The 24,241-nt window shown below is 72.0% G+C and carries 20 protein-coding genes, 1 tRNA gene and 1 pseudogene; 13 read left to right on the top strand and 9 right to left on the bottom strand.

The window, feature by feature from the left end:
- Window positions 1–49: 49 nt before the first annotated feature.
- Window positions 50–125, bottom strand: a tRNA-Gln gene (locus ACYQ8Q_RS19320).
- A 14-nt stretch (window positions 126–139) separates the two neighbouring features.
- A complete protein-coding gene (locus tag ACYQ8Q_RS19315) occupies window positions 140–1,000 on the bottom strand; it encodes a hypothetical protein (protein ID WP_460066493.1) in 861 nt (286 codons plus the stop codon).
- A gap of 133 nt (window positions 1,001–1,133) precedes the next feature.
- On the opposite strand from ACYQ8Q_RS19315, the gene ACYQ8Q_RS19310 reads away from it, so the two are divergent.
- Window positions 1,134–2,444 (top strand): sensor histidine kinase, encoded by a 1,311-nt coding sequence (locus tag ACYQ8Q_RS19310; RefSeq protein ID WP_460066491.1) that lies wholly within the window; start codon window positions 1,134–1,136, stop codon window positions 2,442–2,444.
- A 9-nt stretch (window positions 2,445–2,453) separates the two neighbouring features.
- On the opposite strand, the gene ACYQ8Q_RS19305 is transcribed toward ACYQ8Q_RS19310, so the two are convergent.
- A complete protein-coding gene (locus ACYQ8Q_RS19305) occupies window positions 2,454–2,951 on the bottom strand; it encodes an SUKH-3 domain-containing protein (RefSeq protein WP_460066489.1) in 498 nt (165 codons plus the stop codon).
- 52 nt (window positions 2,952–3,003) lie between these two features.
- On the bottom strand, window positions 3,004–3,537 hold the full coding sequence (locus ACYQ8Q_RS19300; RefSeq protein WP_460066487.1) for a YwqJ-related putative deaminase: 534 nt from the start codon (window positions 3,535–3,537) through the stop codon (window positions 3,004–3,006).
- A gap of 315 nt (window positions 3,538–3,852) precedes the next feature.
- On the opposite strand from ACYQ8Q_RS19300, the gene ACYQ8Q_RS19295 reads away from it, so the two are divergent.
- From ACYQ8Q_RS19295 to ACYQ8Q_RS19285, 3 genes are all read left to right on the top strand, one after another.
- Window positions 3,853–4,848, top strand: a complete 996-nt coding sequence (locus tag ACYQ8Q_RS19295; RefSeq protein ID WP_460066485.1) for an SMI1/KNR4 family protein — start codon at window positions 3,853–3,855, stop codon at window positions 4,846–4,848.
- An 8-nt stretch (window positions 4,849–4,856) separates the two neighbouring features.
- Window positions 4,857–7,634, top strand: coding sequence for an SUKH-4 family immunity protein (locus ACYQ8Q_RS19290; RefSeq protein ID WP_460066482.1), 2,778 nt, complete (start codon window positions 4,857–4,859; stop codon window positions 7,632–7,634).
- A gap of 221 nt (window positions 7,635–7,855) precedes the next feature.
- Window positions 7,856–8,707, top strand: a complete 852-nt coding sequence (locus tag ACYQ8Q_RS19285; RefSeq protein ID WP_460066481.1) for a cellulose-binding protein — start codon at window positions 7,856–7,858, stop codon at window positions 8,705–8,707.
- An 85-nt stretch (window positions 8,708–8,792) separates the two neighbouring features.
- Here ACYQ8Q_RS19285 and ACYQ8Q_RS19280 read toward each other — a convergent pair whose 3' ends face one another.
- Both ACYQ8Q_RS19280 and ACYQ8Q_RS19275 read right to left on the bottom strand, forming a co-directional pair.
- Entirely contained in the window at window positions 8,793–10,376 is a 1,584-nt protein-coding gene (locus tag ACYQ8Q_RS19280) for a sodium/solute symporter (protein ID WP_460073400.1), read from the bottom strand.
- A 59-nt stretch (window positions 10,377–10,435) separates the two neighbouring features.
- Entirely contained in the window at window positions 10,436–10,843 is a 408-nt protein-coding gene (locus tag ACYQ8Q_RS19275) for a DUF485 domain-containing protein (RefSeq protein ID WP_460066480.1), read from the bottom strand.
- 703 nt (window positions 10,844–11,546) lie between these two features.
- On the opposite strand from ACYQ8Q_RS19275, the gene ACYQ8Q_RS19270 reads away from it, so the two are divergent.
- From ACYQ8Q_RS19270 to mfd, 3 genes are all read left to right on the top strand, one after another.
- Complete coding sequence (locus tag ACYQ8Q_RS19270; RefSeq protein ID WP_460066476.1) at window positions 11,547–12,335, top strand: ABC transporter ATP-binding protein; 789 nt, start codon at window positions 11,547–11,549, stop codon at window positions 12,333–12,335.
- Window positions 12,332–14,914, top strand: a complete 2,583-nt coding sequence (locus ACYQ8Q_RS19265; RefSeq protein WP_460066473.1) for an ABC transporter permease — start codon at window positions 12,332–12,334, stop codon at window positions 14,912–14,914. Before ACYQ8Q_RS19270 ends, ACYQ8Q_RS19265 begins: the two co-directional genes overlap by 4 nt.
- Window positions 14,915–15,127: 213 nt before the next feature.
- Complete coding sequence (mfd, locus tag ACYQ8Q_RS19260) at window positions 15,128–18,661, top strand: transcription-repair coupling factor (RefSeq protein WP_460066472.1); 3,534 nt, start codon at window positions 15,128–15,130, stop codon at window positions 18,659–18,661.
- Between the two features lie 85 nt (window positions 18,662–18,746).
- Here the strand turns inward: mfd and ACYQ8Q_RS19255 are convergent, their stop codons facing one another.
- Window positions 18,747–18,899, bottom strand: a complete 153-nt coding sequence (locus tag ACYQ8Q_RS19255) for a hypothetical protein (protein WP_460066470.1) — start codon at window positions 18,897–18,899, stop codon at window positions 18,747–18,749.
- Between ACYQ8Q_RS19255 and ACYQ8Q_RS19250 the strand changes: the two are divergent.
- Window positions 18,836–19,300, top strand: a pseudogene (locus tag ACYQ8Q_RS19250) (helix-turn-helix domain-containing protein); the annotation flags it as partial. The gene ACYQ8Q_RS19255 and the pseudogene ACYQ8Q_RS19250 overlap by 64 nt on opposite strands.
- A 169-nt stretch (window positions 19,301–19,469) precedes the next feature.
- Here ACYQ8Q_RS19250 and ACYQ8Q_RS19245 read toward each other — a convergent pair.
- On the bottom strand, window positions 19,470–19,664 hold the full coding sequence (locus ACYQ8Q_RS19245; RefSeq protein WP_460066467.1) for an antitoxin: 195 nt from the start codon (window positions 19,662–19,664) through the stop codon (window positions 19,470–19,472).
- A 193-nt stretch (window positions 19,665–19,857) separates the two neighbouring features.
- Here ACYQ8Q_RS19245 and ACYQ8Q_RS19240 point away from each other — a divergent pair, with 193 nt between their 5' ends.
- Window positions 19,858–20,604: an HNH endonuclease family protein gene (locus tag ACYQ8Q_RS19240; protein WP_460066464.1), complete on the top strand. Its 747-nt coding sequence runs from the start codon at window positions 19,858–19,860 to the stop codon at window positions 20,602–20,604.
- Between the two features lie 441 nt (window positions 20,605–21,045).
- Here ACYQ8Q_RS19240 and ACYQ8Q_RS19235 read toward each other — a convergent pair whose 3' ends face one another.
- Window positions 21,046–21,432, bottom strand: coding sequence for a hypothetical protein (locus tag ACYQ8Q_RS19235; RefSeq protein ID WP_460066462.1), 387 nt, complete (start codon window positions 21,430–21,432; stop codon window positions 21,046–21,048).
- Window positions 21,433–21,639: 207 nt separating this feature from the next.
- Between ACYQ8Q_RS19235 and ACYQ8Q_RS19230 the strand changes: the two genes are divergently transcribed.
- From ACYQ8Q_RS19230 to ACYQ8Q_RS19215, 4 genes are all read left to right on the top strand, one after another.
- Window positions 21,640–22,470 (top strand): glycoside hydrolase domain-containing protein, encoded by an 831-nt coding sequence (locus tag ACYQ8Q_RS19230; RefSeq protein WP_460066461.1) that lies wholly within the window; start codon window positions 21,640–21,642, stop codon window positions 22,468–22,470.
- Entirely contained in the window at window positions 22,370–22,753 is a 384-nt protein-coding gene (locus ACYQ8Q_RS19225; RefSeq protein ID WP_460066458.1) for a hypothetical protein, read from the top strand. Before ACYQ8Q_RS19230 ends, ACYQ8Q_RS19225 begins: the two co-directional genes overlap by 101 nt.
- 24 nt (window positions 22,754–22,777) lie before the next feature.
- Window positions 22,778–23,395: a hypothetical protein gene (locus ACYQ8Q_RS19220; RefSeq protein ID WP_460066456.1), complete on the top strand. Its 618-nt coding sequence runs from the start codon at window positions 22,778–22,780 to the stop codon at window positions 23,393–23,395.
- Window positions 23,396–23,601: 206 nt separating this feature from the next.
- On the top strand, window positions 23,602–24,198 hold the full coding sequence (locus tag ACYQ8Q_RS19215; protein ID WP_460073398.1) for a SurA N-terminal domain-containing protein: 597 nt from the start codon (window positions 23,602–23,604) through the stop codon (window positions 24,196–24,198).
- The last annotated feature ends 43 nt before the right edge of the window (window positions 24,199–24,241 follow it).

The raw sequence follows: 24,241 nt of genomic DNA, 5'->3' as shown, positions 1-24,241 counted from the left end.
GTGGGCCCTGACAGTGCTGTCAGGGCCCGAACCGAGGTCTTGTGTGCTGTGGCTCCCCCGCAAGGATTCGAACCTTGTCCTGCTAGATCCAAAATCTAGTGTGCTGCCAGTTACACCACGGGGGACAGCGCTTCAGACCCTACCGGAGACGGATGCCGGGCTGGGCCACGATTCCCTCCCACCAGCCCTCGATGCGGTTGTAGAGTTCCGCGCTTCGCGCGACGGTGATGACTAGGCAGCCGTGGTAGCCCTCGCCCGTGTTCTTGCGGACGGTCTTCGGGTTGTGCTTCTTCAGCGTCGCCTTGGCGAAGTCGGAGGCGTCGATGTCGGCGACCCCTGCCCAGAATCGGTGAGAGGCTTCGACATCGGCGGACTCGTGGATGAGGAGGCGGAAGCCCACCCGCTCGCGGTCTACGCCAAGCAGTTCGAGCCACGCGAGGTAGGTGCGAATGGCGCCTGGGTCACTGTTGACGAAGATGGCCCGCTCGCGTCGGTCGTAGGGTTTGCTCTTCGAGCCTTCGGCCCAGTACAGCGCCACTCCGACCATGAAAAGATCTCGGTCCGTGAGGGCGCCGATCTCCTCGCACGCTGCGAGCTTCGTCTTCTTGCGCTCCTCGTCCTCAGTGGCGCGCCGCCTGGCCAGGCCCGCTTGCATGAGGGCTCGCTGTTCTTCAGGTGTGTACCGAGGCTCGGGTTTGGGGAGGTCCCGCACCCACAGCGACACCGAGCTGCGAGAGCACCCCAGTTCCGCCTCGATCCGGTCGTACGTCCAGCCCTGGAGGCGCAGCTCGCGGGCCTTGGCGCGGAGGTCGTCCTTGGCGTTCGGGCGCTTCGTCCACTCCGGTGGGGGCTCGCCCTTCACCAGCCTGTTGAGGATGTCGTTGTTGTAGATCTTCAGTTCGTCGCGGATCTGCCGAAGGCTGTAGCCCGCCCGCCGCAAGGCGACCGCCCGCTCCCGAAGCGTCTCGAAGTCCGCGTACTTGCCAGGGGAATGTGCCATGCACATACCGTCCGGGCGGAATGGCGGCTTCCGGGGTCGAACGGGGGCAGTTCACCTGTTCGAGGGAAAGTGCCGGGTTTCGGTCGTAGAAAGTCGACAGAAAGGCGCGGGGTCGCGCCCGTAGGCTGGAGGCATGACCTCGACGGGGGAAGAGACCGCGGCGGAACGGAGGGGGCCACTGTGGTGGCCCAGGTGGCGTAGCGCCGCGTTCGACTGGAGTCTGGCCGCCGCGTCGGCGGTGGAGTGCGCGGCGGAGGGCGTGGCGTTCGCGCGGGACGCGGGGATCCCGGAGGCGGTGGGGGTCGTTTTCGGGTGGCTCGCCGGGTCGGTGCTGGTGGTGCGGCGGCAGTGGCCGATCGCCGTGGTGCTGGTGGCGATCGCGATCACGCCGGCCCAGATGGGTTTCCTGATGGGCCTGGTCGGGCTGTACACGCTCGCCGCGTCCGAGCTGCCGCGCCGGATCATCGCCTCGCTGGCGGGGATGCAGCTGCTGGGGACGTTGATCGTGACGTTCGTCCGGGTGCGGCAGAGCATGGATTCGGGGCGGCTGACCATCGGGGACTGGTTCATACCGTTCGCGGCGCTCGTGATGTCGCTGGGGCTGACCGCGCCGCCCGTCCTGCTGGGCCTGTACGTCGGTCAGCGGCGCCGGCTGATGGAGAGCCTGCGGGAGCGGGCCGACAGCCTGGAGCGGGAGTTGCAGCTGCTCGCCGAGCGGGCCGAGGAGCGGGCCGAGTGGGCGCGGGGCGAGGAGCGGACGCGGATCGCGCGGGAGATGCATGACGTCGTCGCGCACCGGGTGAGTCTGATGGTCGTGCATGCGGCCGCGCTCCAAGCCGTGGCGCGCAAGGATCCGGAGAAGGCCGTACGGAACGCGGCTCTGGTCGGGGACATGGGGCGGCAGGCGTTGACCGAGTTGCGGGAGATGCTCGGGGTGCTGCGCAGTGGCGGGGAGCGGGAGCGGGCGGCGGCTTCGGTGCCGTTGGCGGCGGTGGGGGTGGCGGCCGCGGCGGCGGCTTCGCGGGCGGTGGTGGAGCACCACGGTGAGGGGCCGTGTCTGGAGGAGCTGGAGGAGTTGATCGGGCAGTCGGCGGCTGCGGGGATGGTGGTGGATCTGTCGGTGGAGGGGGAGGTGCGGTCGTACGCGGGGGAGATCGAGCAGACGGCGTACCGGGTGGTGCAGGAGGCGTTGACGAACGTGCACAAGCATGCGGCGGGGGCGAAGACGCATGTGCGGTTGGCGCATCGGGTGGCGGAGATCGCGATGCAGGTGGAGAACGAGCCGCCGCCGGAGGTGGGTTCGGCGGGGTCGGCGGGGTTGCCGTCGGGGGGGAACGGTCTGGTGGGGATGAAGGAGCGGGTGGTGGCGCTCGGCGGGGTGTTCGTGTCGGGGCCGACGGAGGCGGGGGGTTTCCGGGTGTCGGCGGTGATTCCGTCCCCGTGAGGGGGTCGGTCAGCCGGCGGTGAGGCGTACGGGTTCGATGCCGGAGACGAGGGCGGCGAGGGCCTGGTCGATGTCGGGGCCGAGGTACCAGTCGCCGGTGTGGTCGAGGGCGTAGACGCGGCCTTCTGCGTCGATGGCGAGGAGGGAGTGGGTGTCGGTCTCGGTGCCGAGGGGGCTGACGTCGGTGTCGAGGGCGCGGCCGAGGTCGGCGAGGGTGCGGGCCATGTGGAGGCCGTGGAGGGGGTCGAGGTGGAGGGGGGTGGGGGCGACCTGGCGTCCGGGTCCGCCGGGGGTGAGGGTGAGGCCGCCGAATTCGGCCCAGGCTTCGACGGCGGCGGGGAAGACGGCGTGGCGGTGGCCGGCGGGGCTGGTGTGGTCGCGGAGGGTGTCGGCCCAGATCTCGGCCTGTTTGATGTCCCAGCGTCCGGGTTGCCAGCCGGCGGCGCGCAGGGCGGCGTCGACGGGGACGGGGAAGCGGGTGGTGGAGGTGCGCGGGTCCGGGTGCATCGGCCTTCGTTCGTCGTTCTGCGTTCTGCGTTCTGTGAGGTGGTGCTGTGGGTCAGTCGTTCGCTTCCGGGTCGACGATGCGGACGCCGAAGTGGGCGCTGAGGGCGGTGCAGGCGCGGCAGGGTGCGGCGAAGCTGCCGTGGAGGGGGTCGCCGTCCTCGCGGATGCGGCGGGCGGTGAGTTTGGCTTGTTTCAGTGCCTTGCGGGCTTCGCCGTTGGTCATGGGTTTACGGGCGGCGCGTCTGCTGCGGGCGGCGTCGGCGGCGGCGATGTGGCGCGAGATGAGGAGTGCTTCGGCGCAGCGTCCGGTGAAGCGGTCGCGGTGTGAGCTGCCGAGGGTGTCGAGGAAGTCCTGGACGAGGTGGTGCAGGGCCGGGGGCTGGTCGCCCCGGGCCGCGGTGCTGGTGAGGGTGGCGCCGCGTACGGAGAGGGCGGCGGCGATGGTGGGCAGTATGCCGTCGCGGCGGTGACGGAGCGTGGGGGCGTGGGGGGTCTCGGTGCTGGACCAGCCGATGCGGGGGTCGCCTGATGCGGGCGTTTGCGCCCCGTTGTGCTGCCCCGTTTGCGTTGCGTTCATGATCGTCATCCCCTCCCGAGCATGCCCTCGGACGTCACAGGGTGCCAAATGGCGTGGCGGGTGCGGAAGCTGGGGCGGTGCGACACGCCCGGGTTTGGGCGGTCCGTGAGGGTGGGGTGACGGCTGGTCACGGATGCGGGGGCGTCAAGCGGAGCGCCGATGACCCGTGTCGTCGTACCGCATAGGCTGTCGGCACCGTGATGCGCGCGGTGGGCGCGTGTTGGAGAACCGTTGGAGACAGTCGATACGGGGCGTGGTGGTCCGGGTCCGGAAGCGGAACCGGTCGCTGCGGGCCGTACCAGAGTGCCGCAGGGGGCAACCGCCATGACGACGAGTCGGCTCGGGCAGCAAGCCGCGCCGCCCAACGCGGCCTATGCCGGGCAGGTCGTGCACTTCCCGGATCCGGTGCGCGCGGCGCGGCACCCGAGAGGGGTGCGGATCGACGAGCGCGGCTATCCGGACTTCTCGCCGTACGCGCGTGCGGCGGCGGAGATCGCGGAGCCCCCGGAGGGTTTCGGGGTGGATGAGTTGCGGTTGACGGACTACGTGTCGGCGAACGCGGTGCTCGCGGCCTCGGGGCACGCGTTGTGGGACACGGTGCCGAATGTGGCGACGCCGCACGGCTGGACGTGGCATCACGTGGTGGGTTCGCGGCGGCTGGAGCTGGTTCCGGTCGAGGTGAAGGCGTTGCTCAGGCATCACGGTGGGCTGGCGACGGCGGCGGTGGACCAGTCGAAGCGGGGGACGCGGCCGTTGCAGGAGACGCGTCCGGCGCATGTGCGGCTGCCGAAGTCGGGTGTGGCGGTGACCGAGGCGCAGGTGCAGGGGGTCGAGGAGGACCTCGGGTACCGGCTGCCGGGGGCGTACCGGTCGTTCCTGAAGGCGGCGGGCGGGTGCGCGCCGGTGGGCGCGGCGCTGGACGCGGAGCTGGGGCTGCTGGTGGACCAGCCGTTCTTCACGGTGCGGGACGAGGCGGCGGTCAACGATCTCGTGTACGTCAACAAGTGTCTGCGGGACCATCTGACGAAGGACTACCTGGGCGTCGGGTTCGTGCAGGGCGGGCTGCTCGCCGTGAAGGTGAAGGGCGATCGGGTCGGTTCGGTGTGGTTCTGCGCGTACGACGACGTCCGGGACGTGGATCCCGCGGTGCCGCCGGCGGAGCGTACGCGGCGTTTGCTGCTGCCGTGCGGTGAGGACTTCGACGTGTTCCTGTCGCGGCTGGCCGGTAATCCGCCGGAGTTGGAGACGGTGGCGAATCTGATGGTGGACGGCGGGTTCGCGCGTGCGGTGCCCGTGGCGTCCGTCGGTGCGGGGGAGTGAGCTGAGCGATGGTGACGTTCGCGCAGGCGCAGGAGCGCGCCGAGGAGTGGATCAACGGAGATGTTCCCGCGTACCAGCACCGTGAGGTGCGGGTGCGGGAGTTCGGGCTCGGGTTCGTGGTGTGGGCGGAGGACCGCGCGGAGGGTCCTCGGTCGGACGGGGGTGCGCAGCGGCTGGTGATCGCCCGGGACAGCGGGGAGGCCACGTTGTGGCCGTCGCTGCCGGTGGGTGAGGTGATCCGCCGTTACGAGGAGGAGTACGGCCGTCCGGACGAGCCCCGGGACGCGGTGCCGGCGCCTGCGGCGCGGGTGGATCTGAATCAGACGTCGTTCTTGTTGTCGCCGCCGGAGTGGTTGCAGGAGGCGGCGGACAAGCTGGGCATCGGGGAGCGGCGGGAGGCCGACGGCGGGGCTGCCGGTGCCGGGGCCGGTGCCGGGGCCGGTGTGTCGGCGGGTGCCGCGAGTGCCGCCGGTGCGGCGGGCGGGGGCGCGGGGCCGGATCCCTCGCTGCCGCGGACGCAGGCCGGGGTGCCGGGGAGCGGGCTGCCGCAGACGCAGCCCGGGGTGCCCGGAAGTGGGCTGCCGCAGACGCAGCCCGGGGTGCCGACGGGGCCCGCGGCCGGTGCGCCGGGGGGTCCTGTCGCGCCGCCGCCCGCGGGGGCCACGCCCTGGACCGGGACGGACACCAACGCCGACGCCGGCGACGACCGTTCCGTACCGCTGCCCGCGACGGTCTTCGCGCCGCCGTTGAGCGGCTCCGACGAGCCCGCGCCGCCGCCCGCCGGGCTGCCGGACGCCAAGACGGCCCTGATGAAGGGCGGCAGCCAGCTCCCGCCGACGGCGGTCGCGCGGGCGATGGACGCCCCGGGCGCGGCGGGTGCGGCGGGTGCCGCGGGCACGCAGGGCGGTACACCGGCTCCGCCCCCGCCGCACGGGCCGGGTGGGTCGTCGTACGGCTATCCGCAGGGTCAGGGGCCGGGCGGGGCGTCGTACGGGTATCCGCAGGGTGCGGGTCAGGGTGCGGGCGCCGGGCCGTCGGGCCCGCCCGCGCCGTCGGCCGCGCCTCAGGGGCCCGGTGGGGCGCCGTACGGGTATCCGCAAGGGCCGGAGGGCGCCGGTGCCGGGCAGGGCGCCACGCCTGCGCCGGGTCGGCCGCTCGCGCCGAACGCCGGTGAGATCGCCGACGCCGCGACCAGCAAGGCGGCTCCGCCTCCGCGCCGTGCGCGGGGTGGGGCCACGCCGCCGCCTCCGCCGGGTGCGCCCGGGGCTCCGGGCGCGCGGCCGGGCGCTGCGCCGCCTCCTCCGCCGCCGCCCGGTCCGGGTGCGCCCGGGGCCGGCGCGGCGGGGGGCTATGTGCCCACGCAGCTGGTGTCGGCCCTGGGGCCGGAGGGGCCGGGCGCCCCGAACCCGCCTGCCGGCCCGAACACGCCGGGTGGTGCTCCTCCCGGCGGTGTTCACCATGCCGCGACCATGCTGGCCGACCCGGGGCGGATGGGCCCGGGTGGGGTCGGGGGCGCGCCGCAGCCTCCGGGCGCCCCTGGGGTGTCGCAGGCTCCGGCGGGCGCGCCCGGCGTACCGCACGCTCCCGGCACACCGCAGGGACCCGGAGCTCCGGGAGCCCCCGGTGTTCCCGGCGCCCCGCATCAGGCGCCGACCGTGCTGGCCGGGCCTGCGGTCGGCGCCCCCGGTGCGCCCCCGCCGCCCGCTCCGGGCGCCCCTGGGATGCCCCCGGGTGTCCCTCAGGGCATGCCCGCGGGGGTGCCCGGAGCGGGGCAGCCGCAGGCGTACGGGTATCCCCAGCAGCCGCCCGGGCAGCCGACGGTCGGTCCGGGCTACCAGGCCGTGCTGCGCTACCGCGCGCAGGACGGGTCGGAGCAGCAGGTGATCCGGCGTTCGGCGCCGGGCACCCCGCACCCGGAGTGGCAGATCTTCCACGAGCTGCGGGCCATGAACGTGCCCCCGGACCAGGTGCTGGAGCTGCACACCGAGCTGGAGTCGTGCGAGCTGCCGGGCGCGTACTGCGCGCGGATGATCCGGGAGCAGTGGCCGCAGGCGCGGCTGGCGAGCATCGCGCCGTACGGCACGGACCACGCGAGCCGTCAGCAGGGCATGCAGCAGCTGCTGGTGCACCAGGGCGAGTTGCACCAGGTGGCCGACGGTCCCGCGCGGCCCGCGCCGGTGCGGGCGCCGTTGCCGCCGGTGCAGCCGGTCCCGCCGGTCCCGCCGGAGGCGATCGCGCAGGAGCTGGGCGCCGCGTTCGGGCCGGGGCTGTTCCGGTTCGAGCAGGCGGCGGTGTCCCGGCAGGGGGTGCCGCCGGTCGTGGCGCACACGCTGGTGGTGGCGGGTCTGCCGATGGACATGGGGCCGTTCTTCTGGGCGCAGGCCCAGCCCGGGCGGCCGGTGCCGACGCTGGCGGAGCTGGCGGCCGAGCGCGGGGTGCAGCCGGCGCCGGACGCGGGGTCGTACCTCGTCATGGGCAGTGACTTCGGCAAGGCGCTCTGTGTGCAGTACGGGACGGCGAACATCGTCGCGGTGCCGGTGGAGGCGGGGCCGGGCGGCGGCTCGGTGCCGCCGCAGTTCGTGAACACCGGGCTGCCCGAGTTCCAGCGGTGTCTCGCCCTGCTGGGCCGGATGTGGCGGCTGCGGTTCGGGCTGAACCAGGAGCAGGCGGGTCGCTGGACGGTGGACTTCCAGGCGCAGTTGGCCTCGCTGGACCCGGCGGCGCTGGGTTCGCCGGAGAGCTGGTGGTCGGTGCTGCTGGAGCAGATGTGGGACGGGCTGCTGTGAGGCGGGCGTCCCGCTGACACCGGGTGTGTCGAGGGCCGGGCCGGTCATATGACCGGCCCGGCCCTTTTGTGTGGCCTGACCGCCCGCACCGCATGCCCGGAGTGTCGCGTTATGAACACTTAAGTCCGATACATCAAGATATGCGGGAAATCATCATTTCGCGTCCGTCTGGTGGAAGGGGCTACAGCATGAGCAGCGCACGGGTGTCATCGCCTGGGTTCGTGACCGTACTCGGGCGCGGCTACCGGCCCAAAGAAGTCGACACGTTCACCGCCGCGCTCTCCGCCGAACGCGACGCGGCCTGGGAGCGGGTCACCCGGCTCACGATGCTTGCCAAGGACATGGTGGTGGAGGCCAAGCGGCTGCGCGAGGCCTGCACGGAGATCAAGCCGCAGACGTACGACAGTCTCGGGGAGCGCGCCCGGCGCCTGTGGGAGCTCGCCCAGGAAGAGGCGGCGGGGATGGTCGAGCGTGCCCGGCAGGAGGCGGCGGAGGAGGTCGCGCAGGCCGAGGAGCACGCCGAGACGCTGGGCCGCACGGCGCAGGAGCAGGCCGAGACGATCCGCACGCAGGCCAAGGAGCACGCCCACAAGCGGCTGCTCGCCGCGCGCGCCGAGGCGCAGGGCCTCCGGGTCACCGCGCGGCGCAAGGTGAAGGAGTTCCGCGGCGCGGAGCTCGACGCGCTGCGTGACGTACGGCAGCGCACCGCGGGCCTGCTGGTGGAACCGAAGCACGAGCACGCCGAGAAGTGGGCCGAGGCGGACCGTGAGCTCGCCGAGCGGATCGCCGCCATGGAGGCGAACAACGAGCGGGCGGTGGCCCGTGCCGAGGAGGCCCTGGCCGCGGCGCAGCGGGAGTTCACCGAGGCCCAGGAGTCGATCGGCCGGCGCCAGGAGGAGGCACGCGCGCGTGCCACGCAGATCCTGGCCGAGGCCCGGCTGAAGGAGGACCGCATCGCCCAGGAGACCGAACGGGTGGTGCGCAAGCACCATGAGCTCTCGGACGAGGTGCGGGCGCACATGGAGCAGGTCCAGGAGAGCCTCAGGGCGCTCACGGGCCGCCCTGCGGAGTGACCGGACCGAGAGCCGCGGGAGGAAGGCGGGCACGGCACGCACGCACGCCCGCGCGCGCGTGCGTGCCGTGCCTTCTGTCCGTCCGTCAGTTGCCCTTGCGCACCGCCGCTCCCGCCAGGATCCGGCCCTCCACGGCCTCGTAGCGGCGGCGCTGCTCCTCGGCGCCGTGCCGGCCGGAGGCCAGGGTGCCCAGCCAGCCGAAGGCGAAGCCGAGGGGGACGGTCACGATGCCGGTGGTGGTGAAGGGGAACCAGTTGAAGTCGGCCTCGGGGAACGCGGCGGCGGGCGAGCCGGAGACCAGGTTCGTGCCCGGCATGAGGAGCAGCACGGCGAGGGTCCCGCCGATGAGGGTGCACAGCAGGCCGGTGCGGGTGTAGCGGCGCCAGAAGAGGCTGTAGACGAGGGCGGGGGCGAGCGCGGAGGCGCCCAGGCAGAAGGAGAGCGTGACCAGGGGTTGCAGGCTGCGGTGCTGCACCTGGGTGGCGAGCAGGATCGTCGGTACGCCGACGGTCAGCGCCGACAGCCGGGCGATCAGCATCTCGCGCTGCGGTGTCGTCGCACGCGCGCGTGCCGCGAAGACGTCGTGGGCGAGGGAGTTGGCGCAGGCGAGGATCATGCCGGCGACGGAGGCCAGGACGGTGAGGAAGACCGCCGTGGTGACCGCCGTGAACAGCAGGGTCTCCGCGGTGGACACCTCCGTGCCGAAGGCGGCCCGTGAGCCCAGCAGGTAGGCGGTGTTGCCCCGCGGGTCCGCGGCGGCGATCGCCGCGCGGCCGATCAGGGCCGTGGCGCCGAAGCCGACGACCGTCATGACCAGGACGAACACCGCCACGCCGGACACCGCCCAGGACAGCGAGCGGCGCACCTGGCGGGCGCTGGAGGCGGTGTACATGCGCATGGTGACGTGCGGCAGGCAGGCGCCGCCCAGGACCACCGACAGCTGGGCGGTGATCATGTCGACACGGGGGTAGGGGCTGCCGGCGAACTCCAGGCCGGAGCGCAGGAACGCGTCGCCGACCCCGCTGCCCTTCGCGGCCGCGTCGAACAGGGTGCCCGGGTTCCAGTCGAAGCGCGCGAGGACGACGAGGGCGACGGCGACGCCGGAGCCGAGCAGGGTCACGATCTTGAGGATCTGGATCAGGGCGGTGCCCTTCATGCCGCCGATCGCCGCGTAGCTGATCATCAGCGCGCCCATGACGACGACACAGCCGGTCTTCACGGAGTCTCCGGAGAAGCCCAGGATGAACGCGAGGAGCTGTCCGGTGCCGGCGAGCTGCACCAGCATCATCGGCAGCAGCGCGGCGAGGGTGACGGCACAGGCGGTGATCCGTACGGCGCGTCCGGGCATCCTTCGGGCGAGCGCGTCGCCCATGGTGAACCGGCCCGCGTTGCGCAGCGGTTCGGCCAGCAGGAACATCAGCAGCATCAGCGACAGGGCCGTGCTGAGGGCGAGGACGACACCGTCGTAGCCGCACAGGGCGATGACTCCGCCGGTGCCGAGGACGGTGGCGGCGGAGATGTAGTCGCCGGCGATGGCGAGGCCGTTGCGCAGCGGGGACAGGGAGCGGTAGCCGGTGTAGAACTCGTCGAGGTCGTCGCGGTCGGGGCCGGTCATCACGCACAGCAGCAGGGTGACGGTGGCGACCGCGGTGAAGGCGGCCAGCGACATGGTCTGCGCGTCGCCGCTGAACTCCGTGACGGAGGCCGCGAGAGGGGTGTGTGCCGTGCTCACCGGGTGGCCCCCCGCCGTGCGTCGATCTCGGACTGCTTGCGGATGCGGTCGGCGAGCGGGTCGACCCGGCGCCGTGCGGTGTGCTCGTAGACGCCGATCGCCAGCCAGGTGACGGGGAGCTGGAGCAGCCCGAGGAGGAGGCCGACGGGCAGTCCGGTGGTGACGGTGGCCGTCATCAGGGACGGCGCGAAGCCGGACAGGACGAGGAACACGACGAAGTAGCCGAGCGCGGTGAGCGTGGCCACGCGGCGCTGGCGGCGGTAGGCGCCGCGCAGGATCCGCAGGTCGCTGTGGTGCCCGAGCGGGGCGTGGTGGTCCGGCCGGTGGCGCGGGGGTGCGGGGGGTGGCGGGGGTGGCGGCTGCCAGGGGTACGTCGGGTGGGGGCGGGACGGGTCGTAGGACATCCCGTGCTCCTTGCGCGGCTCGGGTCCGTGGCGGCGGACCGCAGGGAGGTGGGGTGGGGGGTGGCGAGCCACGCACGTTACTCGGGAGTACGGTCGGTGCGAAGTCTTTTCACCAAACTGATCGGTCGGTATGCGCTTACTGTGCGAACCAGCCGCTGACCTGGGGTGTTACCCGCGTTAACCGCGCGGTTTCCGCCCGGCCCCCGCCCGCTCCTCCCCCGTCGACGGCTCGCCGACTGGATCTTCGGCCGCCCTGCATCCGTCTGCCGCAGGACGGCTCCGCACTTGCCCCGCGCGCCGGGGGAGCCTTGACCTTCACGCGACGGAAGGGTGCAGGCTGGGGTCGCCGGGGCGGACGGGTGCGGGGTCGGAGGGTGGAGGCGACCCCGAGAGCCGCTCCACCCGGCGGTGGAGAGCCCCTAGGGGTACCTCCGTACTACGTCTCGGGGAGGGTTCGTACCGGCGGAGGACGAGACCGACCCGGGTGCCTTCTTAACCTGGCTTTATGCCGTTGGGGGTGGCCAGCCCCAGCGGCGGAGGGTGGGGTTAACCCCCCGGGAAGACGGGTCCCGGCACCAGCGCGCCGGACCCCCTCCCCCCGCCAGACTCTTCGACGTAGCACTTCCCGCACTTCTCGCACTTCCCCCCGGGTCATCCTCGCGGTCCAGTGCGTTCCATCCACTTCCGACATAGGAGATTTACCGTGACTTCGGCTGTGACCATTCCCAGGCACGGGGGCACTGGAGGGCGTACGGCCGTCGCCGCGCGGGCGCGGCAGGTCGTCAAGGCGTACGGGTCCGGCGAGACCCGCGTCGTCGCCCTCGACCACGTCGACGTGGACATCGCCCGCGGCCAGTTCACCGCGATCATGGGCCCCTCCGGGTCCGGCAAGTCCACGCTGATGCACTGCCTCGCCGGTCTCGACACCGTGACGAGCGGTCAGATCTATCTGGACGACACCGAGATCACCGGCCTGAAGGACAAGAAGCTCACCAAGCTGCGCCGGGACCGGATCGGGTTCATCTTCCAGGCGTTCAACCTGCTGCCCACGCTCAACGCGATCGAGAACATCACGCTCCCCATGGACATCGCGGGCCGCAAGCCCGACAAGGAGTGGCTCGCGCGCGTGGTCGACACCGTCGGGCTCTCCGACCGGCTCAGGCACCGGCCCACCCAGCTCTCCGGCGGCCAGCAGCAGCGCGTCGCCGTGGCGCGCGCCCTGGCGGCCCGCCCCGAGATCATCTTCGGTGACGAGCCGACCGGAAACCTCGACTCGCGCGCCGGCGCCGAGGTCCTGGGCTTCCTGCGCCGCTCCGTCGACGAGCTGGGCCAGACCATCGTGATGGTCACCCACGACCCGGTGGCGGCCTCCTACGCGGACCGCGTGCTGTACCTCGCCGACGGCCGGATCGTCGACGAGATGTTCAAGCCGACCGCGGACGCCGTCCTGGACCGCATGAAGGACTTCGACGCGCGGGGGCGTACGTCATGACCGTCATGAAGACCTCGATGCGCAACTTCTTCGCGCACAAGGGACGCATGGCCCTGTCGGCCGTCGCGGTCCTGCTCTCCGTCGCCTTCGTCTGCGGCACGCTGGTGTTCACCGACACCATGAACACCACCTTCGACAAGCTGTTCGCCGCCACCTCCTCCGATGTCACGGTCAGCGCCAAGGACGCCTCGGACACCGGTGAGACCACCTCCGACAACGGCAGGCCGCCGGTCATGCCGGCCTCCGTGCTCACCAAGGTGCGCGAGGCCCAGGGCGTGCAGACGGCGGAGGGGACCGTCTTCTCGACCTCGGTGACCGTCGTCGACGCCGACAAGGACAACCTCTCCCCGTCCAGCGGTGCCCCGACCATCGTCGGCAGCTGGAACGGCAACGACGCCCGCACCATGAAGATCACCTCCGGTACGGCGCCCCGGGGCTCCGGCCAGGTCATGGTCGACAAGGACACCGCCGACAAGCACCACCTGAAGCTCGGCGACGAGATCGGCGTCATCAGCGCGGTCGGCACGCACACCGCGCGGATCTCCGGCATCGCCGCCTTCCAGGTCACCAACCCCGGTGCCGCGATCTTCTACCTGGACACGAGGACCGCCCAGCAGACCCTGGTCGGCGAGCCCGACGTGTACACCAACGTCAACGTCACGGCCGCGGCCGGCGTCAGCGACGAGCAGCTGAAGAAGAACGTCACGGCGGAGCTCGGCACGGCCGGCTACAAGGTGCAGACCGCCAAGGAGACGGCCGACGCCAACCGCGCGGACGTCGGCGGCTTCCTGAACGTCATGAAGTACGCGATGCTCGGCTTCGCCGGGATCGCCTTCCTCGTCGGCATCTTCCTGATCATCAACACCTTCTCCATGCTGGTCGCCCAGCGCACCCGGGAGATCGGCCTGATGCGGGCCATCGGCTCCAGCCGCAAGCAGGTCAACCGCTCCGTCCTCGCCGAGGCCCTGCTGCTCGGTGTCGTCGGCTCGGTCCTCGGCGTCGGCGCGGGCGTCGGGCTCGCCGTCGGCCTGATGAAGCTCATGGGCATGACCGGCATGAACCTCTCCACCGACGACCTGACGGTGGCCTGGACGACCCCGGTGGCCGGCCTCGCCCTCGGCGTGATCGTCACCGTCCTCGCCGCCTGGCTGCCCGCCCGCCGTGCCGGCAAGGTCTCCCCGATGGCCGCCCTGCGCGACGCGGGCGCCCCGGCCGACGCCAAGGCCGGTGCCGTACGGGCCGTCCTGGGCCTGCTGCTGACCGGCGCGGGCGGCTACGGCCTCTACCTGGCCTCCGCCGCCGACAAGGCGAAGGAGGGCTCCCTCTGGCTCGGCCTCGGCGTGGTGCTGTCCCTGATCGGCTTCGTCGTCATCGGCCCGCTGCTCGCCGGCGGTGTGGTCCGCGTCCTCGGCGCGGTCCTGCTGAGGGCCTTCGGCCCCGTGGGCCGCATGGCCGAACGCAACGCCCTGCGCAACCCGCGCCGCACCGGAGCCACCGGCGCCGCCCTGATGATCGGCCTCGCCCTGGTCGCCTGCCTCTCGGTCGTCGGCTCCTCCATGGTCGCCTCCGCGACCGACCAGCTCGACAAGACCGTCGGCACCGACTTCATCATCCAGAGCGACAACGGTCAGCTCATCACCCCGCAGGCCGTCCGCGCGGTCAAGGACACGCCCGGCCTGGAGCGGGTCACCGAGTACAAGTGGACCAAGGCCGACTTCACCACCCCCGACGGCCGGACGCTCGACGACACCGCCATCACCGCGGCCGACCCGAGCTACGCGACGGACCTGCGCACCGAGACGGTCGCCGGCAAGCTCGCCGACGCCTACGAGCCGGACTCGATGTCCGTCCACGAGACGTTCGCCAAGGACCACGACATCCACCTCGGGTCCAAGATCGCGGTGGCGTTCGACAACGGCTCCACGGCCCGCCTCACCGTCCGCGCGATCACCAGCAGTGACGTCGTCATCGACCAGGGCGCGATGTACACCTCCATCGACACGATGAAGAAGTACGTCCCGGCCGACAAGCTCCCCCTCGACCAGCTGGTGTTCGCCTCGGCGAAGGACGGACAGCAGGACGCCGCGTACACGTCCCTGAAGTCGGCCCTGCACGACTACCCGCAGTACACCGTCCGCGACCAGACCGACTACAAGCAGGCCCTGAAGGACCAGATCGGCCAGCTCCTCAACCTGATCTACGGCCTCCTGGCCCTCGCGATCGTCGTCGCGGTCCTGGGCGTGGTGAACACCCTGGCCCTGTCGGTGGTGGAACGCACCCGCGAGATCGGCCTGATGCGCGCCATCGGCCTCTCCCGCCGCCAGCTGCGCCGCATGATCCGCATGGAGTCGGTGGTGATCGCCCTCTTCGGCGCCCTCCTCGGCCTCGGTCTGGGCATGGGCTGGGGCGCCACCGCCCAGCAGCTCCTCGCCCTGGAGGGCCTGACCGTCCTCGAGATCCCCTGGCCGACCATCACCGCCGTCTTCATCGGCTCGGCCTTCGTGGGCCTGTTCGCGGCCCTGATCCCCGCCTTCCGCGCCGGCCGTATGAACGTCCTGAACGCGATCGCGACGGACTGACGGACCACACGGCGATACGGGGGACACGACCCGGCACCGAGAAGCCACGGGGGCTTCTCGGTGCCGTTCGCCGTGTGGGCGGTCCCCCCGAGAAACCCTGGTTGTCCACAGCCCCCGGCGAACGGCAGCGCCCCGTCGTACCCTGGACACCCCCGGCCCGTGACGCGTGCCGGGTCGTTCGCGTTGCCCGCCCACCGACGAAAGCCGCCCCGAATGAGCCTGCACGGTCTGCTCGACGCCGTCGTCAAGGACACCGCCCTCGCCGAAGCGATCCCCGCGGCCGCAGACGGCAACCGCATGCACATCGACCTGGTCGGCCCCCCGGCGGCCCGCCCCTTCACCATCGCCGCCCTCGCCCGCGAGACCGGCCGCACGGTCCTCGCCGTCACCGCGACCGGCCGCGAGGCCGAGGACCTGGCCGCCGCCCTGCGCTCCCTGCTCCCGCCCGACACGGTCGTCGAGTACCCCTCCTGGGAGACGCTCCCGCACGAACGCCTCAGCCCCCGCAGCGACACCGTGGGCCGCCGCCTCGCCGTCCTGCGCCGGCTGTCCCACCCGCGCCCGGACGACCCCGAGACGGGCCCGGTCTCGGTCGTCGTGGCACCGGTCCGCTCGGTCCTCCAGCCACAGGTCAAGGGCCTCGGCGACCTGGAGCCGGTGGCCCTGCGCACCGGCGAGCAGGCCGACCTGAACCAGACCGTCGCCGCCCTCGCCGCAGCGGCGTACGCGCGCGTGGAGCTCGTCGAGAAGCGCGGCGAGTTCGCCGTGCGCGGCGGCATCCTGGACGTGTTCCCGCCCACCGAGGAACACCCCCTGCGCATCGAGTTCTGGGGCGACGACATCGAGGAGATCCGCTACTTCAAGGTCGCCGACCAGCGCTCCCTCGAAGTCGCCGAGCACGGCCTGTGGGCCCCGCCCTGCCGTGAACTCCTGCTGACGGACGACGTCCGCACGCGTGCGCGTGCCCTCGCCGAGCAGCACCCGGAACTCGGCGAACTGCTCCACAAGATCGCCGAGGGGATCGCCGTCGAGGGCATGGAGTCCCTCGCCCCCGTCCTCGTCGACGACATGGAGCTGCTGATCGACGTGCTGCCGAAGGGCGCCATGTCCGTCGTGTGCGACCCGGAGCGGGTCCGTACCCGCGCCGCCGACCTGGTGGCGACCTCGCAGGAGTTCCTCCAGGCGTCCTGGGCGGCCACGGCCGGCGGCGGCGAGGCGCCCATCGACGTCGGCGCGGCCTCCCTGTGGTCGATCGCGGACGTCCGCGACCGCGCGCGCGAGCTGGACATGATGTGGTGGTCGGTGTCGCCGTTCGCCGCCGACCTCGAACTGGAGGCGGACACCCTCCAGCTCGGCATGCACGCCCCCGAGACCTACCGCGGCGACACCGCGAAGGCCCTCGCCGACACCAAGGGGTGGCTCGCCGACGGCTGGCGCGTCGTCTTCGTCACCGAGGGCCACGGCCCGGCGGCCCGCACGGTGGAGGTCCTCGGCGGCGAGGGCGTCGCCGCCCGCCTCGACACCGACCTCGCCTCGCTGAGCCCCTCCGTCGTCCATGTGGCGTGTGGTTCCGTCGAGTACGGCTTCGTCGACGCGGCGCTGAGGCTGGTCGTCCTCACCGAGACCGACCTCTCGGGCCAGAAGGCGGCCGGCAAGGACGGCGCGCGCATGCCCGCGCGCCGCCGCAAGACGATCGACCCGCTCACCCTGGAGGCGGGCGACTACATCGTCCACGAGCAGCACGGCGTCGGCCGCTACATCGAGATGGTGCAGCGCACCGTGCAGGGCGCCACGCGCGAGTACCTGGTCGTGGAGTACGCCCCTGCCAAGCGCGGCCAGCCCGGCGACCGCCTCTACATCCCCACCGACCAGCTGGAGCAGATCACCAAGTACGTCGGCGGCGAGGCACCCACGTTGCACCGGCTCGGCGGCGCCGACTGGACGAAGACCAAGGCGCGCGCGAAGAAGGCCGTCAAGGAGATCGCCGCCGACCTGATCAAGCTGTACTCCGCGCGGATGGCCGCCCCCGGGCACGCGTTCGGCACGGACACCCCGTGGCAGCGCGAGCTGGAGGACGCGTTCCCGTACGCGGAGACCCCCGACCAGCTCACCACCATCGCCGAGGTCAAGGAGGACATGGAGAAGACGGTCCCCATGGACCGCCTGATCTGCGGCGACGTCGGCTACGGCAAGACGGAGATCGCGGTCCGCGCCGCCTTCAAGGCCGTCCAGGACGGCAAACAGGTCGCGGTGCTCGTCCCGACGACCCTGCTCGTCCAGCAGCACTTCGGCACGTTCAGCGAGCGGTACGCGCAGTTCCCGGTCAACGTCAGGGCGCTGTCCCGGTTCCAGACCGACACCGAGGCGAAGGCGGTCCTGGAGGGCCTGCACGAGGGCGCGGTGGACGTCGTCATCGGCACCCACCGCCTGTTCTCCTCGGAGACGAAGTTCAAGGACCTCGGCCTGGTCATCGTCGACGAGGAGCAGCGCTTCGGCGTCGAGCACAAGGAGCAGCTGAAGAAGCTCCGCGCCAACGTCGACGTGCTGACGATGTCGGCGACCCCGATCCCGCGCACCCTGGAGATGGCGGTCACCGGCATCCGCGAGATGTCGACGATCACCACCCCGCCGGAGGAGCGCCACCCGGTGCTCACCTTCGTCGGCCCGTACGAGGAGAAGCAGATCGGCGCCGCCATCCGCCGTGAACTGCTGCGCGAGGGCCAGGTCTTCTACATCCACAACCGGGTCGAGTCGATCGACCGCGCGGCGGCCCGGCTGCGGGAGATCGTCCCCGAGGCGCGGATCGCGACCGCGCACGGCCAGATGTCCGAGTCGGCCCTCGAACAGGTCGTCGTCGACTTCTGGGAGAAGAAGTTCGACGTGCTCGTCTCCACGACGATCGTCGAGTCCGGCATCGACATCTCCAACGCCAACACCCTGATCGTGGAGCGCGGCGACACCTTCGGCCTCTCCCAGCTGCACCAGCTGCGCGGCCGGGTGGGCCGTGGCCGCGAGCGCGGGTACGCGTACTTCCTGTACCCGCCGGAGAAGCCGCTGACGGAGACCGCGCACGAACGGCTCGCCACGATCGCCCAGCACACCGAGATGGGCGCGGGCATGTACGTGGCGATGAAGGACCTGGAGATCCGGGGAGCCGGAAACCTGCTGGGCGGCGAGCAGTCCGGGCACATCGCGGGCGTCGGCTTCGACCTGTACGTCCGGATGGTCGGCGAGGCGGTCGCGGACTACCGGCGTCAGCTGGAGACCGGCGAGATCGAGGAGGAGCCGCCGCTCGAGGTCAAGATCGAGCTGCCGGTCGACGCGCACGTCCCGCACGACTACGCCCCCGGCGAGCGGCTGCGCCTGCAGGCCTACCGTGCCATCGCCTCGGCCAACTCCGAGGACGACGTCAAGGCCGTGCGCGAGGAACTCGTCGACCGCTACGGCAAGCTGCCCGAACCGGTGGAGAACCTGCTCCTCGTCGCCGGGCTGCGCATGCTGGCCCGCGCGTGCGGGGTCGGCGAGATCGTCCTCCAGGGCACCAACATCCGCTTCGCGCCGGTGGAGTTGCGCGAGTCGCAGGAACTGCGCCTGAAGCGTCTGTACCCCGGCTCCGTCATCAAGCCGGCCGTCCACCAGATCCTCGTCCCCCGCCCGAAGACGGCGAAGGTCGGCGGCAAGCCGCTGGTCGGCCGGGAACTGCTGGGCTGGGTGGGGGAGTTCCTGGCGTCGGTGCTCGGGTCGTAGGACCGGAGGGTCGTAGGACCGGAGGGTCGTAGGACGGGAGGGCCGCAGGACGGGAGCGGCTCAGGACGGAAGCGGCGCGGTCAGGTCACCGGCCGGTGACCTCGGCCGGCGCCGCCGCCGGCCGGTCACGGACCGCGCCCTGGGCCGCGATCCGCTCGTCCATGACCGCGAGCCGCCGCAGCGCGACGCCGAGGGTCCGCGCGGTCGGCGGCGACGCGGTCACGTCCCGTCCAGACACGGCAGGAACACCCGTACGTCGTCCAGGGCGACGGTCATCTCGCCGCCCTGCTGACCGCCGGACTGGATCCGGTCGAGGTACTGGTGTCCTTCGCCGCGACAGGCGCCGCCCCGGTCGGGCGCTTCGAGAGCCGCGGCCGGCCGGCCGCGGAGTGGGCTGCGGCCCGGGAGCGCCTGGTCGCCCGGGGGCTCGTCGAGCCGGACGGTACGGCGACGGAGGCGGGCCGTGACCTGCGCCGTCGCGTGGAGCGGGACACCGACCGACTGGCCCTCGGCCCCTGGTGGGCCCTGGGGCGAGAGGCCACCGAACGCCTGGCCGGCCTCCTCGGCGACTACGGGGTCGCGGTCGTCGGCTCCGGACTGCTGCCCTCGGAATCCACCCTGGGTATGGGCAAGGTGTGAGCGTCGTCCGGCGGCGGGCGCGGATGCCGGGATGCGCGGGAAGCCGCCCGCGGGAGGTGAGGCTGCGCGGACGGCTTCCCGTTTCAGACGGTGTGCGGGTCCGGCGTGCGGGCCGGACGTTCCTCCGTGGTCTCTTCGGCGGTCGCGTCAGCGCCCCCGGGGACCTGGGTCACTGCCCCTCGGGCCGGTCGGGCCGTTCGCGGTCCATGCCGAGCGAGCCCTCCATCCTCTGCTGGGCTTCGTCGACCTGCCCCTCGTACTTGTCGCCCGTCCTCTCGTTGACCTTCCGTTCGGCGGTGTCGGACATGTCCTTGGCCTTGTCCTGGGCCGCCCGGTTGTGCCTGAACCTGTCGAGGATGCCCATGCAGAGCTCCTTCCGGAGGTGACTCACCCTCGACGATATTCCCGGTATGTGAGAGATGCCCACTTGAAGCCGTGGTGGTCTGGACCTCCCGGATGCCGCGGAGTACCCGATCGGTACGGTGTGCACCGACGTCCGCCGGGGAAACCGCCCTGTGCGGGGTGGCAGCGGGCAGGCAAGGGGAGGGGCGCGCGGGATGCGTCTGAGGGGTGGGGCGGCGACCGCCGCGATGCTGATGAGCGCGGTGACCGTCGTGGCGGTGGCCGGCTGTGCCGACCAGGGCATGGGAGGCGGCCCGGGATCCGGGTCGGGTTCCGGTTCGGGATCGACGGCGGCCGGGGGAGCGGCTCTCACGGCCGCCGGGTCGCTCACGGTGAAGGGGCGCGCGCCCAAGACCGGCTACGAGCGGGAGAGGTTCGGCAGCGCATGGGCCGACACCGACTCCAACGGCTGTGACACGCGCGACGACATACTCAAGCGTGATCTGAAGGAGGTGAGGTTCACCGGCGGGGACTGCAAGGTGTCGTACGGCGTGCTGCAGTCGGACCCGTACTCGGGCAAGGACGTGACCTACCGGCGCGGCGCGAGCAAGGTCGACATCGACCATGTCGTCGCCCTGTCCGACGCCTGGCAGACGGGGGCGAAGTACTGGGACGCGAGCAAGCGGATAGCGCTCGCCAACGACCCGCTCAACCTGCTGGCCGTCGACGCGAGCACCAACCGTTCCAAGGGGGACGGGGACACCGCGACCTGGCTGCCGCCCAACAAGGCCTACCGGTGCACGTATGTCGCGGCGCAGGTGGCCGTGAAGAAGAAGTACGGGCTGTGGGTCACGGCGGCGGAGAAGTCCGCGATGCGGAAGGTCCTCACCTCCTGCCCCGGCCAGAAGCTCCCCACGGGCGGCAACCCCACCAAGGCACCGGAACGCTTCCACGCGGGCTGACTCACGGGCCGGGCCTTGACCAGGACGGCGGCATGAACAGCCGGTGCGGAGGGATCGATGAGTCGGCAAAGGACTTCACGGGCGGCAAACGGGAGCGGCACGGCAAATCGGTCAGGTTCGGTAAGAGCCGGTCAAGGTAACTGCAAGATCGGGCCGTGAGGAGTGGGTTGACCCGGTGGCGGTCGACGATCTCGAGTCCCAGGTCAGAGCCGGAAGTCGCCGAGACCTTCCAGCTGGAGGCCATCAGCGGGTGGATGCTGGTGGCGGTGGCGGGGGAGGAGGAACGGGAGCGCTGCCTCGCGCACGTCGCCGACCCCCTGCGCGCCTATGGCCTGGGCTATTTCGCCACCAGGAACCTCGAGGTCGAGGGCCGGTGCCACGAGGCGATCCTCGCTGCCGCCGACGCTCTTCGTGAAGCCGCCGCAGAGCTCCTCCGGGGCCTCAACGCCCGTACGGGTACCCCTGCTGATACGGCGGCTGCACTTGCTGCGGGTACCCCATCACCGGGACCGGCGGGGTCTTCTTGTCGAACAGCGCGGTCAGGAGCATCACCGTCGACACGATCAGCGTCACGAGCATCGCGACCGAGAGGAACGGGCTCGCCTCCTCGTCGCCCATGTTCACCAGCCACGGCAGGGTGATGCACTCGTACAGTGCGAACGAGGCGAGCGCGCCCCAGTCCGAGGGGCGGCCGCGGCGCAGCGCCGCGTAGAGGAAGGGCACCCACACCAGGAAGCCGCAGGAGAACCATGCCAGCGCCGTCCAGCCGAGCCGCTGGCCCCAGCCGGCCTCGAGCCGCTTCTGCACGCCCGTCGTTGTCGTCGTCACCACTGTCCTCACGTCCCCCAGGTCACCAAGGGGAAAGGGTAGGCCACGGCGGCCAGTACCGGGAGCTCCCTTTCTTTACCGTGACATGAGGGAAACTTGTGGCTCTGGGGAACCTGTGTTTCCCGATCACGGGGGTGCCGCACGTTACGGTGCGATCCGCTTCGTGCGCACATACGTATACATGGTCGATCGAACGGGTGGGGTGGGATGGCCGAGCACCGGCAGTCCAGGAAGCGCAGGTACATCACGTGGGGCGTGGCCGGGGCGGCCGTCGTCGCCGGTGCCGGGATCGCCGCCCAGCAGTCCCTGGCCGCCACCACCTGGCCCGCCCAGAAGACGTACACGGGCCGTGCCTTCGACACCTGCACCGCGCCCTCCCTGTCCGCGATGAAGGCCTGGAAGACCGACGGCTTCTACGGCGCCGCCGCCGTCTACGTCGGCGGCAAGAACCGCGGCTGCAACCAGCCCAACCTCACCGCCTCCTGGGTCAAGTCGGTCAACTCCCTCGGCTGGAAGCTCATCCCGCTGTACGTCGGCGCCCAGCCGCCCTGCCAGACCGGCTCCAGCCCCGAGAAGATCACCGCCGCCACGGCCACCTCCCTGGGCGCCACGGACGCGGCGGACGCCGTCGCCAAGGCCTCCGCGCTCGGCATGAAGACCGGCAGCCCGGTCTACCTCGACATGGAGGCGTACGACATCACGAACAAGTCGTGCAACGACGCCGTGCTCGCGTACGTCCGCTCCTTCACCAAGACCCTGCGCGCCAAGACCTACCGCGCCGGCTACTACGGCTTCAGCAGCTCCAGCGCCAAGGCGATCGCCAACGCCACGGACAAGACGGACCTGCCGGGCAACCTGTGGTACGCGCTGTGGGACAAGAAGAACACCACGACCACCGACTGGCCGTGGGGTTCCACGCAGTACACCGACCACAGCCGTGGCCACCAGTACCTGGTCAACAGCAAGGAGACCCGCGGCGGTTACACCATCACGGTGGACCGCGACGCGTGGGACGCCCCGGTCGCCCTCGTGGGCTGACCGCTTCGCCGCACTGCCCGTCCTCAGCCTGGGGCTGCTGTGCCCCGTCCCCTCCCTCGTCCTCGCCCTGCGCCGCCGTACCCGCGCCGACCGGCGGGCCTCCGCCTTCTTCGGCGCCGTACTGGCGGCCTGGACCGCCGAGCGGGCGCTCACCCCGGTCGACACCCATGGCGCGCTGTTCGGTCTCGACGTGCTGCTGATCGCCCTGTCGACGGCGGGAGCGGCCACGCACGCGTGGCGGGTATGGCCGCGTCCGGCGGCGGACGCCGGACACGCCGGATGAGGGGGCGGCCGTAGGGCCAGGCAAGTGAGACAGGTGACCCAGGCGCGCCCGGCGCAGTCGGGGCGTGGCGGGCGTGAGGGGCGCGCGACGGTTCTCGGGCGCGCCGTCCTGGCGTCGCTGCGCGCCCTGAGCGGACGCACCATCGCCCTCACGGCGGGGGCGCTCGCCGTGACGGCCGCCCTGCTGGTCACCGCCGTCCTCCTCTTCTCGCACGACGACCGCCCCCCCGATCCCCGCCACCCGCGCCCGCGCCTACACCGACGTAGACGCTTGCCTGCTCACCGGCGACCAGGGCATCACCCCGGCACCACCGCGGCAGCCGTCTGGCAGGGCATGCAGGACGCCTCCCTGAAGACGCACGCGCGCGTGAGCTACGCCCCGGTGACCGGCGAGCAGAGCACCGGCAACGCGCGCCCTTTCCCCGACGGTCTTCTCCAGCGTTCGTACGAGGTCGTCCTGGCCGTCGGCAAGCCGCAGGTCACGGCCGCGCAGGAGACGGCCGCGCGTCACCGGAAGGTGTCCTTCGTCCTGGTGGGCGGCACGCGCGCGGGGATCAACGTCAGCACGGTGAGCACCGGCGACGGCCTGCGCGCGGGAGTCGCCCGCGCGGTCGAGGACGCGGTGGCCGCGGCACGGGGCTGATCCCTCGCACCGACGAGCGGGCCGTGTCCGAGCGCGGCGGTGCCCGAAGTCCTGGTGAATCGTTGGTCGAATGGGTTGGCCCCAGGCGCCCCACTGCCTACCATCGATCACCGCAAGACTTTGTGCACCGTCGCACAATCTCCGACCGGGAGGTTCCCTTGCACCGCCGTCGCCGTCGCACCGCGTTCCTGCTGTCCGCCGCGATCATGGCGGCCCCCCTCCTCACCGCCTGCGGGAACGACGCGCATCCCGGCGCGGCGGCCGTCGTCGGCGGTCAGCGGATCACCGTCGCCCAGCTCGAGAACCGGGTGAACGAGGTGCGCGAGGCCCAGCGGGCGGCCGTCCCCGACGAGGCGCAGTACGCCCAGGTCCTCGCCCAGACCAGCACCCTCACCCGGGACACCCTGCACGGCATGGTCCTGGACGAGGTGCTGGACCGGGCGGCCGAGGACGCGGGCATCACCGTCAGCCGCCGCGAGGTCCAGCAGGTGCGGGCCGGTCTGGAGCAGCAGGCGGGCGGCGCGCAGGGCCTGGAGACCTCCTGGCTCCAGCAGTACGGCGTCGCGCCCGAGCGCCTCGACGACAACCTCCGCCTTCAGCTGGAGGCGGAGAAGCTCGCCACGCAGCTCGGCACCACCACCGGGGACGCCGCGTTCTGGAGCGCGCTGTCGGTGACGTCGAAGGAGGTCGGTGTCGACGTCAACCCGCGCTACGGAACCTGGGACGTGAAGAAGGTCAGCCGCGTGGACGCGAAGACGCCGTGGGTCCGCGAGGTCACGGCGGCGGACACCCAGCCGACCTGACCGCAGGGCGTGGGACCACGGGGCGTAGGACCACGGGGCGTAT

The sequence above is a fragment of the Streptomyces sp. YKOK-I1 genome, assembly GCF_054660435.1.
This window is presented reverse-complemented; position numbering and strand designations above follow the sequence as displayed.